Annotated in this window: 11 protein-coding genes; 9 read left to right on the forward strand and 2 right to left on the reverse strand. The window is 34.3% G+C overall.

Features of this window, described 5'->3' with window-relative positions:
* Positions 1–41 precede the first annotated feature (41 nt).
* Positions 42–893 carry a BadF/BadG/BcrA/BcrD ATPase family protein gene (locus tag Q0050_RS12445; protein ID WP_298396286.1) on the forward strand — a complete coding sequence of 284 codons (852 nt, stop codon included), beginning with the start codon at positions 42–44 and terminating at the stop codon, positions 891–893.
* 63 nt (positions 894–956) lie between these two features.
* Complete coding sequence (locus tag Q0050_RS12450; RefSeq protein ID WP_298396289.1) at positions 957–1331, forward strand: methylglyoxal synthase; 375 nt, start codon at positions 957–959, stop codon at positions 1329–1331.
* 119 nt (positions 1332–1450) lie between these two features.
* On the opposite strand, the gene Q0050_RS12455 is transcribed toward Q0050_RS12450, so the two are convergent.
* Positions 1451–1831 (reverse strand): RidA family protein, encoded by a 381-nt coding sequence (locus Q0050_RS12455; protein ID WP_298396292.1) that lies wholly within the window; start codon positions 1829–1831, stop codon positions 1451–1453.
* Positions 1832–1906: 75 nt separating this feature from the next.
* Positions 1907–4600 carry a putative LPS assembly protein LptD gene (locus Q0050_RS12460; RefSeq protein WP_367277176.1) on the reverse strand — a complete coding sequence of 898 codons (2694 nt, stop codon included), beginning with the start codon at positions 4598–4600 and terminating at the stop codon, positions 1907–1909.
* Between the two features lie 134 nt (positions 4601–4734).
* Here Q0050_RS12460 and Q0050_RS12465 point away from each other — a divergent pair, with 134 nt between their 5' ends.
* The 7 genes from Q0050_RS12465 to Q0050_RS12495 all read left to right on the forward strand — a co-directional run bounded on the left by Q0050_RS12465 (position 4735) and on the right by Q0050_RS12495 (position 13226).
* Positions 4735–5904, forward strand: a complete 1170-nt coding sequence (locus Q0050_RS12465; protein WP_298396299.1) for an N-acetylmuramoyl-L-alanine amidase — start codon at positions 4735–4737, stop codon at positions 5902–5904.
* 37 nt (positions 5905–5941) lie between these two features.
* The gene (locus Q0050_RS12470) at positions 5942–6892 is read left to right on the forward strand and encodes an MlaD family protein (RefSeq protein WP_298396302.1); all 951 of its coding nucleotides are present in this window, start codon (positions 5942–5944) and stop codon (positions 6890–6892) included.
* Between the two features lie 15 nt (positions 6893–6907).
* Positions 6908–8242 (forward strand): (Fe-S)-binding protein, encoded by a 1335-nt coding sequence (locus Q0050_RS12475; RefSeq protein ID WP_298396304.1) that lies wholly within the window; start codon positions 6908–6910, stop codon positions 8240–8242.
* 113 nt (positions 8243–8355) lie between these two features.
* Positions 8356–8802: a phosphoheptose isomerase gene (locus tag Q0050_RS12480; RefSeq protein ID WP_298396306.1), complete on the forward strand. Its 447-nt coding sequence runs from the start codon at positions 8356–8358 to the stop codon at positions 8800–8802.
* Between the two features lie 76 nt (positions 8803–8878).
* Positions 8879–9670: a (Fe-S)-binding protein gene (locus tag Q0050_RS12485; RefSeq protein ID WP_298396308.1), complete on the forward strand. Its 792-nt coding sequence runs from the start codon at positions 8879–8881 to the stop codon at positions 9668–9670.
* Between the two features lie 58 nt (positions 9671–9728).
* Positions 9729–10211 carry an ABC transporter ATPase gene (locus Q0050_RS12490; protein WP_298396310.1) on the forward strand — a complete coding sequence of 161 codons (483 nt, stop codon included), beginning with the start codon at positions 9729–9731 and terminating at the stop codon, positions 10209–10211.
* Between the two features lie 15 nt (positions 10212–10226).
* A complete protein-coding gene (locus Q0050_RS12495) occupies positions 10227–13226 on the forward strand; it encodes a glycoside hydrolase family 3 N-terminal domain-containing protein (RefSeq protein ID WP_298396311.1) in 3000 nt (999 codons plus the stop codon).
* Positions 13227–13239 lie beyond the last annotated feature (13 nt).

Genomic DNA, 13239 nt, shown 5'->3' on the forward strand with positions numbered 1-13239 from the left:
GTTCGGGATTTTCTATTTTCCAACACAAACAAACCCAACCAATGAAATTATTAGTTGATAGTGGATCTACAAAAGCCGATTGGATTGCGATAGACGACAACGGAAAAGTATTGTTCACGACACAAACCTTAGGATTAAATCCTGAAGTGTTAGATAAAGAAGAAATCATCAGTCGTTTAGACGATAAATTCGATATCTCACACAATAAAGATAAAGCTACTCATTTGTTTTTTTACGGCGCTGGATGCGGTACCGATCGAATGAAAAATTTTTTAACCGTGGCTTTTCAAGAATATTTCGCAAATGCATCAGTTTCTGTTCACGAAGATACCTACGCTGCAGTTTATGCTACTACACCGAAAGATGCAGAAGCTATCGTATGTATTTTAGGTACAGGTTCAAATTGCAGTTATTTTGATGGGAAAGTACTACATCAAAAAGTACAATCACTAGGGTACATCGCTATGGATGATTGTTCTGGTAATCGTTTTGGTCGTCATTTATTACGTGGCTACTATTTCAATAAAATGCCTAAAGAATTGGCTTTAGAATTTGAACAAGAATACGACATCGAACCAGATGCAGTGAAACATAATTTGTATAAAGAACCTAATCCAAACGCCTATTTAGCGACGTTTGCAAAGTTTTTAATCAAACATAAAGATACCGAATTCTGTAGAAAATTCATCTTTGCTGAGTTAGAAGAATTTGTTGAAAATTACATCAAACAATTTGATAATTGCACTGAAATTCCAGTACACTTCGTTGGTTCGATAGCTTTCTATCTAAAAGACGAATTGGTTGAAGTTTTAACCAAACATAGAATAAAAGTTGGTAATGTACTAAGACGTCCAATCGACGGATTGATTGCTTATCATATTCTAAATAAATAAGTAGAAAAACCTGACTAGCACGTCAGGTTTTTTTATTTTTACAGCATAAATAATTCAATCGATATGGAAATAGCAATAATAGCACACGACGGAAAGAAGGCTGATTTAGTACAGTTTTTAAACAAAAACAAAGAAATTCTGATTAAAGAAAACATCAAGTTAATTGCAACCGGAACCACTGGTGGAAAAGCAGAAGCCGCTGGGTTTAAAGTTAAAAAAATGCTATCTGGTCCACTTGGTGGCGATGCACAAATTGCAGCAAGAGTAGCCGAAGGAAAGACAAAAATGGTATTGTTTTTCAAAGATCCAATGTCTAATCATCCGCACGAAGTGGATATTAACATGCTAATTCGTGTTTGTGATGTCCATAACGTACCCTTAGCAACCAACGAAGCAACAGCACAATTATTACTTTTAGGAATAGAAGTTTTGGAGTAAAAACTGGTCTATAGATTGGAGAAAAAGTACAAGTATTCTAATGCAATCAGCTACATAAACATATGGTCCAAAGCTAAAACGTAATTATTTCTATAAAATATAAATAATCAGGACGCAATCTATCGCACTGCAACCATTGAAATTTCCACATTCACACCTTTAGGCAATCCAGCCACTTGAACCGTTTCACGAGCTGGAGCAGTCGATTCATCAAAGTACTGTCCGTAAACACTATTAATGGCAGCAAAGTCATTCATATCCATTATGAAAATGGTTGTTTTTACAACGTTTTCAAAAGTCATTTCAGCTGCAGCTAAAACCGCTTTCATATTTTCCATAACTTGTTTAGTCTCTGCCTCAATGCTGTCCATCACTAATTCCATAGTAATCGGATTCAAAGCAATTTGCCCAGAAGTATAAAGTGTAGTACCAATCAAAACCGCTTGGTTATAAGGTCCAATAGGAGCTGGAGCTTTATCTGTAGTAATTATTTGTTTCATAAAATCTAATATCTAAAATCTAATATCTAAAATCTAATATCTAAAATCTAAAATCTAATATCTAAAATCCAAAATCTACCTCAAAGTCTGATCTCGTTGTTGTTGCTTATCATATTTAATATCACTCAACACACCAGCTTTGATGCCTATAAAAAATCCCCAATACGAATTTTGTCCAAAAGGCGACCAATTGAAACTCATGTTCCAGCTCATTAAATCACGATTCAATCGCAACTGCGTAAACGTTACTCCTTTATTGGTAAAATCATATCCCGAAGAGACTCCAATGCGCCATTTTGGTGTCAAATCAGTATTGGCTGAAACCATCAAAGAGTGACTTGATATATTCTTTTCGCCAGTAATATTAGAGTAGGTGACCGAATAAGCTAAATTGACATCCCAGGGTATTTCCGCATTGTAAAAGCCCGTGAATGTATCTTCTTTATCGTCTTCGTTAAAATCCTTATCAACGTTATTAATCTCTGCATTATTACCAAATAAATCGTCTTCTCGACCACCATTTCGCGTACCTTGGGTGTTTTTCTTTTTCTCGTCTTTAGAGCTGCTTAGTGAATAATTAATAGTCATATTTGCACTCGTCATTCTAAAAAGTCCACCGCCATTTTCAATATTAAAGGTATTGATTCGTTGTTTGTTAGCTCCTAACGCATACGGATCTAAAGTGGCTGCAAAATTCACATTCATTTTTTGTTTGAATAAAAGCGTTCCACCGCTAACACGCATCGGTGACCAACGCAAAGAATCGGCTGCCATATCATAGCTTCCAGAAAACGTTAAGTTATTCAGCAAAATGATTTTTTTCGGAGCAGTTGCGGTCGAATCCTTATCTCTTACTTTTGCTTCTAATTTATTACTGATGTTAAAACCAATGTTATTAGCAAAACTATTACTTGGAGCGCCAAAAGCACCATTTTCAAATCTTGTGTAAGTTTCCATTTTACCACTTGCATCGGAAGCATAAGTATCGTAATACTTTGAAAAACTTGGTAAATAACTATGGGATATCGATGGTGTGATGGTATGACGAATCGATTGAATTTTAGCGGTTTCCTTAAAGTTAAACGTACCGTAAATTACTGTACCAATAGAGTTCGAAACCGAATAGGTTCTAAACGCATCAAAGCCGTTAACGTCAGTGGTAACTACCTTTCCAGTTGGTAAAACTGGAGGTGTACTCGTAATTTGAAATTCTTTTCGAATCGTTTTCAAATACCAAGTTTCTTGATAATTGACTGAGGTAGAAACACTAAAATGTTTAAATACCTTGAAATTGGTGCTTATCGGAATAGAATGTTGCATTCCCGTTCTAGCTTGATCAAACATTTCTTTTTTGAAGAATAAACTGTCAGTAGTTTGAAATTGATTCTCTGCCCTTAAGTTATATTGCAAATTTATGTTTTTGAAAAAGCCTTTTTTTATACCATCTTTCGGTGCAAACGGAAAAATTCGGTCCACACTGGCTTGAATTGTTGGTAAAGTCATACTAATAGACTTCGTTTGCGTATTTTGCGAATGGTTTGCGGTTACCGACAAATTTACTTGTGGTACTGAATTAAAAGTCTTTTGGTATGATATAGAAGAGTTTAGCGTATTATTCAAAGATGAACCAATATTCGCTAAGTTTAACGATTGTTGAAAATAGGTGCTACTACCTAAATTGACCGAAGCCGAAAATCTAGAATTAGGATTAGATTTAGCATCTTTGGTGTGTGACCATTGAATATTATAAACACGACTTTTAGAATAATCTGGAAAACCACGTTCGCCATTGATCTGATTTTCAAATCTAACGTTTACGTTACCATTAAAATTATACTTGCTGGCATAACTCGACTCAAACCGAATAGCATAACTTCCGTTAGTGAAATAATCGCCGAGTACTGTTAAATCGTAGTTGTCGCTCAAAGCAAAATAATAGCCGCCATTTTGCAAGGCATAACCTCTAGTATTATTCTGTCCAAAACTTGGTGGAATGATACCCGAACGACTTTTTTCTGTAATAGGGAAGAAAGCAAAAGGCAAGGCTATTGGTGTAGGAACATTGGCGATGTACATATTAGTCAAACCAACTACGACTTTTTTGCCAGGAACCAATTTAGCTTTTCTAGCATAAAAAAAGTACTCTGGATCATCAAGATCTTTAGAAGTAGTGATTTTAGCACCTTTCATAAAATAAACAGAATCGTTTTCCTTCTTGACAATTTCTGTTTTAATATTCATTTCTTGTTGAGAAGTTCTAGAATTCCAAATTAAAGCTTTCTTTGTTTTGTAATTAAAACGAATAGAATCGGGTTCCACAATATTAGAGCCTTGTTTAAAAACGGGCAATTGAGTATAATTTCCTAACGAATCTTTTAATCTTCCGGCATAAACTTCGTTCTTTTCATAATCAAAAACAATGATTCCCGACTTTAATTCATAATCCAAATAGTTCAATTCGGCACCATCGTAGAGCGTGATTATTTTTTTCTTTTGATCAAACTTGGCATATTTTTTAGCACGATATTTAACCTTACCTTCAAGCACCGATTTCATTTTTTTTACGGTATCGAGCTTTAAAGTGTCAATTTTTTTAAGGGTCGGATTGGGTAATTCTGGATCGGTGTCGGTTGGTTTTATTGGGCTATTTACTTGATTTTTAGCAGGAAAAGATTTCTTGCCTTTTGGTGTTTCTTGAGCACATAAGCTAGAACTTCCAATTGTTAGGAAATAGGCTGATAAAACGATATAAAATAAGTTTGTACGCAAAGGTTTAAATGCTATTTTTGTAAAAATATGGCTTGATTTTTGAACAGCCAAACTTACATATTATTTTTCGTCAAAAATAGATAAATAATAAATTTATAACCTTGAAGTTTTAATTAAAATTAACTTTTATAACAATGATTAACATATATAGAACTAAAAATATACTTTCAGTAACACTTTTAATGTGCTCCATTTTTAGCTTTTCACAATCTAGTAAGTTCAAAGTAGCTTTAGATGCCGGACACGGAGACCACGATTTTGGTGCGGTATATAACGGTCATATTGAAAAAAACATCAATTTAGCCATTGTCTTAAAGGTAGGCAAAATACTAGAAAAAAATGCCAGTATCGACGTAATTTATACCCGAAAAACCGATGTTTTTATAGGTTTAATTGAAAGAGCCAACATAGCCAATAAGGCAGATGCCAATATTTTTGTATCTATTCATTGTAACGCGAACAAAAATACGGTGGCCGACGGAACAGAGACTTATGTAATGGGTATGAATAAAAACGCATCTAATCTTGAAGCAGCAAAACGTGAGAATGCCGTTATATCACTTGAAAAAGATTACAAACAAAAATACCAAGGTTTTGATCCGAATAAACCAGAATCAATGTTTGGTATTACCATAATGCAAGAAGAATTTCTTGAAAACAGTATTGCTTTAGCGGGTAAAATTCAAGATAGGTTTGTAAAAGATTTAGGTAAGAAAAGTAGAGGTGGAGGCGTAAAGCAAGCTCCTTACATGGTTTTGCATAAAGCTTACATGCCGAGAGTTCTTATTGAAACAGGTTTTTTATCTAATCCAGTTGAAGGAAATATCTTAGATTCCGAACAAGGACAACAAGATATTGCTGAGGCGATTGCCAAAGCAATTATAAGCTACAAAAAAGATTTATTTGACGGTGGAGAAGACGAAGGTGCGCAAGAAATCAAACCATCTCAGCGTGTAGAAAATAGTCCGGTAAAAACTTCACCAGAACCAAAAAAAGCTGACTCTGTAATAAAGAAAATCGAACCTAAAGTAGATTCTAAACCTACTGCTAAAGGTGTGGTTTTTAAAGTACAAATATCAGCAAGCTCTAAGAAATTAGAAACCATTCCAAGTAATTTTAATGGTTTAAGAAACATTTCGAGTTCCTACAATAATAGTATCTACAAATACATGTTTGGAGAAACATCAAATTATGAGGAAGCCAAAAAATTATTGCAAGAAGCTAAAACCAAAGGGTACTCCTCTGCGTTTATTATTGCATTTAAAGATGGGAAAAGTGTCGATGTTAAAGATATTATCAAATAATATACTATTTTTGTATTCATAAAATAAAACTACAATTTTGAAATTATCAAGAGAAATTAAAGCCGCTATTTTAGTTATTGCCTCAATATTACTTTTTATTTGGGGTTATAGCTTTTTAAAAGGAAGAGACTTATTTACCAATTACAAAAACCTTTATGTTGAATATGAGAACATTGAAGGACTTACTGCTTCGTCTCCAGTTACCATTAACGGATTAATTGTTGGTAAAGTAAGCTCCGTTGCAATAAATAATGAAACCGGAAAAATTAAAGTCGAAATGCAAATCAATTCTGATTTTCCAATCAAAAAAACTAGCATAGCTGAAATTTACGCTCCAAGTCCTATCGGTGGCAAACAAATTGCAATCATTCCGACAAAAGAAGGTCAAGATGCAGTCGATGGCGACTTTTTAGTTTCATCAAGTAAATTAGGTTTAACCGATGAATTAGCCAAACAAATCGAACCGCTGAAAGATAAAATAACTAAGTTACTAGACAATGCCAACGTAATGCTTGAAAACGTAAATCAAGTATTGGACGCGAAATCGAAAGAAAATCTGAGAAACAGTTTAGCCAATCTAAATGAAATATTAGTAGAATTCAAAGGCGCTTCCAAAGAGGTAAACGAAATGCTAGCTCAGAATAAGTCGAAAATTAGTGGCACAATGAACAATGTAGAAAAAGCATCAGCTAATTTTTCTAAAGTATCGGATTCTTTAGCTAAAGCAAATATTGGGCAAACGGTTAAAAATCTTGAAAAAACATTAGCTAATGTCGACAAGATGATGGGCGATTTACAAGCAGGAAAAGGAACAATGGGCAAATTGCTTAAAGATGATGCGATGTACTCTAATTTTACGAAAACATCCAAAGAGTTAGAATTATTATTGCAAGATTTACGATTGAATCCAACAAGATATGTGAATGTTTCTCTTTTCGGAAAGAAAAACAAACCTTACACAGCACCAAAAAACGACACAATTAAATAGAATAAAAAGACTATTATGGAAATTTTAGCCAGTATATTTTTCGCACTATTACTAATCATCGGATTCGGATATTTTACCATCAATGTCAAAAAGTTAATCCGTAACATAAATTTAGGTCAAGACGTTAATCGCTCTGATAATTCTTCTGAAAGATGGAAAAATATGGCGATGATTGCACTCGGACAATCTAAAATGATTAAGAGACCTATTGCAGGATTTTTACATGTTATTGTTTATGTAGGTTTCGTAATCATTAACATCGAATTATTAGAAATCATTATAGATGGTTTGTTTAACACGCACCGTGTATTCAAGTTTATGGGAGGTTTATACGACTTCTTAATTGCTTCTTTCGAAATTTTAGCAGTTTTAGTACTAGCAGCGGTAGTTGTTTTTTGGACGAGAAGAAATGTATCCAAATTAAAACGTTTTACTAGTTCAGATTTGGACGGTAAACCTAAAAATGACGCGAACTACATCTTGTATTTTGAAGTAGTTTTAATGTCGTTGTTTTTGTTAATGAATGCAGCAGACTTGCACCTTCAAAACTTACCAGAGGTTTTTGGACACTACGAAAAAGCAGGTTCGTTTCCGATATCACAATTTTTGACACCGATTTTTGACGGAATGAGTACGCCATTAGTATTCATGTTAGAGCGCACATTTTGGTGGTTACACATCATCGGAATATTAATATTTTTGAATTATCTATATTTCTCTAAACACTTACACATCTTATTAGCATTTCCGAATACGTATTTTGCAGACTTAAACGCAAAAGGTAAATTTGATAACCTGGAAAGTGTAACTAAAGAAGTAAAATTAATGATGGATCCAAACGCCGATCCATTTGCTGCGCAACCTGTCGATGAAAATGCAGTTCCAAGCAAATTTGGCGCAAGTGATGTAATGGATTTGAATTGGGTTCAGTTACTAAACGCTTATACTTGTACAGAATGCGGTCGTTGTACTTCGGCTTGTCCTGCCAATCAAACAGGAAAAAAATTGTCTCCACGTAAAATCATGATGGATACAAGAGACAGACTAGAAGAGGTTGGTAGAAATATAGATAAAAACAAAGGTGTTTTTGTACCAGATAATGTGTCATTACTTAATAATTACATTACTACTGAAGAACTTTGGGCTTGTACATCTTGTAACGCTTGTGTAGAAGAATGTCCTGTAAATATTAGTCCATTATCAATCATCACAGACATGCGTCGTTTCTTAGTTATGGAACAAAGCGCAGCACCACAATCGTTGAATGCAATGATGACAAACATTGAAAATAATGGAGCGCCATGGCAGTACAACCAAATGGACAGATTAAACTGGAAAGACGAACAATAAAATACGATAGAGACACGATTCTTTGCGTCTCCATAAAAGATAAGTGATATTTTCTCATAAATGTGAGGCTTGAGAAATTGTCTAAAGGAATGTGAAATTATAAATTTAAAATCATGAAAACGGAAGACATTGAAAAAAACCTCCAAACATTAACCGAAAACGGACAATATTTGAGTCCGATTTTGAAAGAAGGAATTAAGAATTATTTAATTGATATCGACGGAACCATTTGCGATGATATTCCAAACGAAGAACCAGAGCGAATGTTAACAGCAGAAGTTTATCCCGATGCTTTAGCCACTTTAAACCGTTGGTATGATGAAGGACATATTATATTCTTCTTCACTTCAAGAACAGAAGCACACAGAGAATATACCGAACGTTGGTTAAAACAACACGGTTTTAAATACCACGGAATGGTAATGGGTAAGCCTCGCGGAGGAAATTACCACTGGATTGATAATCATTTAGTGAAAGCCACTCGTTATAGAGGAAAATTCACCGACTTAATAGAAAAAGAAGTAACCATCGAAGTTTTTGACGATGGACAACATGAGTAATATTAAATATAAGATTTTAGTTATCAGTTTTTCAAAATAAATCTAAAATCTAAAATCTAAAATCTAAAATTAAAAGATGTCAGAAGTATTGAACGTGCCAACAATGGCAGAAATGTTAGCTCAAGGCAAACAACCTGAAGTTTTATTTTGGGTAGGTTGCGCAGGAAGTTTTGATGATAGAGCAAAAAGAATTACTAAAGCATTCGTACGAATTTTAAATCGTGCCAACGTTGAATTTGCTGTGCTTGGAACCGAAGAGAGTTGCACAGGTGATCCTGCCAAACGTGCAGGTAACGAATTTTTATTTCAAATGCAAGCCATGATGAACATCGAAGTGCTTAATGCCTATGAAGCCAAGAAGATTGTTACAGCCTGTCCACATTGTTTCAATACACTAAAAAATGAATATCCCGAATTAGGTGGTAAATATGAAGTGGTGCACCACACCGAGTTTCTAAAATCATTACTAGATGCTGGTAGACTAACGATTGAAGGCGGACAGTTTAAAGGTAAAAAAATTACCTTCCACGATCCATGTTACTTGGGTAGAGCCAACAATATTTATGAAGCGCCAAGAGATTTAATTCAAAAATTAGATGCTGAATTGGTAGAAATGAAACGCTCCAAAGCTAACGGCTTATGCTGTGGTGCAGGTGGCGCGCAAATGTTTAAAGATGCCGAAAAAGGTGACAAAGAAATCAACATCGAAAGAACAGAAGACGCGCTTGAAACCAAGCCAGATATTATAGCAGCAGGTTGTCCGTTTTGCAATACAATGATGACCGATGGTGTAAAAAACAAAGAAAAAGAAGCCGAAATAAAAGTACTAGATATAGCCGAATTAATAGCAAACGCCCAAGATCTATAAAATTCAATATCTAAAATCTAATATCTAAAATCTAAAATCTAAAATCTAATATCCAAAAATGTACATTCCTTTTGAAAATTTACCGCAAGAATCTAAAATTTGGATCTACCAATCCAGCAGAAAATTTTCTGATGAAGAAGTTAGTGATATTGAAAAAGAGTTAACTAATTTTATTGAAAACTGGTCGGCACACGGAACTTCGCTCGAAGCATCTTTTGACATACGATATAATCGATTTATTATTATTGCAGTAAATCAAGAAATTCAAGCCGCTACAGGATGTTCCATCGATGCATCGGTAGGTTTTATTCAAAATTTAGAACAAAAATACAGCATAGATTTATTAGACAAAATGAATGTAGCTTTCAAACAAGGCGAATTCATTACATATAAAACACTGCTAGAATTTAAAAAACTGGCTAAAGACAAATCAGTTTCAGAAAACACAATAGTTTTTAATAATCTCGTTAATACTATTGAAGAACTCAATGAAGGTTGGGAAATTCCTGCAAGCGAAAGCTGGCACAGCAGATTCTTTTAATCTTTACATCCTTTCATGAAAAATATAAGTAAGCTAGTTTTATTATTTATAATAGTAATTGTTGTAACTAATTGCGGTTCAACTAAAGATAAAGTTACGGTTGGTGCTATTAAAAAACCAGAGCTAATTCTTGAAGAAGAAGCCTATGTCCAAGTATCAAAATCAAAACGCAAGCATTTCTTTGCAACTACTGACACCGAAACCAAATGGGTAGATAGTATTTACAATCAAATGACGTTTGAGGATAAAGTGGGGCAATTGTTTATGGTGGCAGCTTATTCTAATAAAGATACAGTGCATTTCAACGCTATCGACAAATTAATTACCCAAAATAAAGTAGGCGGACTAATTTTTTTTCAAGGTGGTCCAGTGCGACAAGCTAAACTTACGAATCGTTTTCAATCCAAATCCAAAGTTCCATTATTTATCGGAATTGACGCCGAATGGGGTTTGAGTATGCGTTTAGATTCTACTTACAAATATCCTTGGAATTCAACGCTAGGAGCTATCAAAGATTTGAATTTGGTTAAGAAAGTCGGACAAAATATGGCGCAAGAAGCCAAACGTATCGGCGCACATTTTAATTTCGTACCAGTTTTAGACATCAATACCAATCCCAAAAATCCCATAATTGGTCACCGTTCTTTTGGTGAAAATAAAGTGAATGTTACCGAACACGCAATCGCCATAATGGATGGTATCCAAAGCGAAGGTGTTTTCTGCACTGGGAAACATTTTCCAGGTCACGGTGACACGGCTACCGATTCACATTATGCGTTGCCTTTAGTTAATTTTTCAAAAGACCGGTTAGAAAAAGTCGAATTGTATCCTTACAAACGAATGTTCGATGAAGGCTTAGTTTCAGTTATGGTAGCGCACTTGAACATTCCAAGTATCGAACCTAGAGATAATTTTCCAACTTCGGTATCTTATAATGTGGTAACCAACTTACTACAAGAGGAATTGGGCTTTGACGGTTTGATTTTTACCGATGCTTTAAACATGAAAGCGGCTAGTAAATTTATGAAACCTGGTGACATCGATTTAGAAGCGTTCATGGCAGGAAATGATATTTTGCTTTTTGCAGAAAATGTTCCTTTAGCTTACCAAAAAATTTTGGAGGCTTATAATAACGGACTAATTACTGAAGAACGTTTGGCAAAATCAGTTAAAAAGATTCTTGCTCATAAATACAAAATCGGATTAAACAACTACAAACCAGTTGATTTAAAAAATATTCCTAACGATTTAATTACAACCAACAAGGATGCATTGCAATACGAATTATATGAAAATGCTACCACGGTAATTAAAAACGAAAACAATATACTGCCAATTAAAAATTTGGATCAGAAAATAGCCTACGTGAAGTTGGGAGATGATGTCAATTCTTCGTTCTTAAGTACTTTAAAAAAATATACAGAAGTTACTGAGGTTGTAGAAACTAATATTGATTCACTTAAAGTTAAACTTAAAGACTACAATACGGTTATTATCGGGTATCACAAATCGGATAGAGCTTGGAAAAAACACGATTTTACGGAAGCTGAATTGCTATGGTTGCAAGAAATTGCTAAAAATAATAAAGTGATTTTAGATGCTTTTAGCAAACCTTACTCACTGTCAGCTATATCCAATTTTTCGGATATTGAAGGAATTGTTATGTCTTACCAAAACAGCGATATCGCACAAGAAGTAGGAGCAGAAGTTATATTTGGTGCTATAGAAGCAAAAGGAAATCTTCCAGTAACAATCAATGATGAATTTAAAGAAGGACTCGGATTAAAAACAGAAAAATTAAATCGTTTAGGCTTTACCGCTCCAGAAAACGTGGGAATGAGTCCATCGACCTTAGCTAAAATTGATACTTATGCGAAGAAGGCTATTGATGGCAAAATGGCGCCAGGTATGCAAATTTTAATAGCAAGAAGAGGAAAGGTAATTTTTCAAAAAGCCTACGGATATCATACTTATGACAAACAAACCAAAGTAACCAATTCCGATATCTATGATGTAGCTTCGATTACTAAAATGGTGGCTACACTGCCTAACGTAATGCAACAATACGATCAGGGAAAAGTAACGCTTAATTCGAAACTAGGCGAAATGCTGCCGCTTTTTCAAGGTAGTAACAAACAAGATATTTCGTTTAAAGATTTATTATCACATTATGCCAAACTACAAACTTGGATTCCGTTTTATAAAAATACTTTAGATGCTGAAAAATGTCCTTCGGATAAAATTTATAGTTTGTATAATAAGGAAGGGTTCAACTATCAAGTAGCCGAAAATTTATACATTAGAAATGATTATCAAGATACCATTCTAAAACAAATTGTAGACAGTAAACTCCTGGACAAAAAAGAGTACAAATACAGCGATTTCACTTTTATCATTTTAAAAGAATACCTTGAAAAAGCAACAGGTAAATCGTTAGATCAATTAAGTAATGATAATTTTTACAAATCACTAGGAATGAACAATACGATGTTCAATCCGTTACGAAAATTTGATTACGGAATCATTCCTCCAACGGAGAACGACAATTATTTTCGCCAAACCACGATTCAAGGCTACGTACACGATATGACGGCAGCAATGCAAGGTGGTGTTGCAGGTCATGCAGGAATTTTCTCTAATAGTATGGATATTGCTAAAATGATGCAGTTGTACCTTCAAAAAGGAAATTATGGGGATAAAAACTATTTTTCTGCAGCAACTTTCGATGTTTTTAATACCTGCCATTTTTGTGCAGAAGGAAACCGAAGAGGATTAGGATTTGATAAACCGCAATTAGGGAAAGAAGGTCCAACCTGCGGCTGCGTTTCAATGGCAAGTTTTGGTCACACCGGATTTACTGGAACAATGGCTTGGGCTGATCCTGAAACTGAAATCATTTATGTTTTCCTGTCAAACCGAACTTTTCCTGGTAATACTGAAGTGAATAAATTATCTAAAGAGAACATCAGAGAAGACATTCAAAAAATAATTCAAGAAGCTATTTTAGACAAATAGAATTTATTCTTTT

The organism is Flavobacterium sp. (assembly GCF_027483985.1).
Taxonomy (GTDB): domain Bacteria; phylum Bacteroidota; class Bacteroidia; order Flavobacteriales; family Flavobacteriaceae; genus Flavobacterium.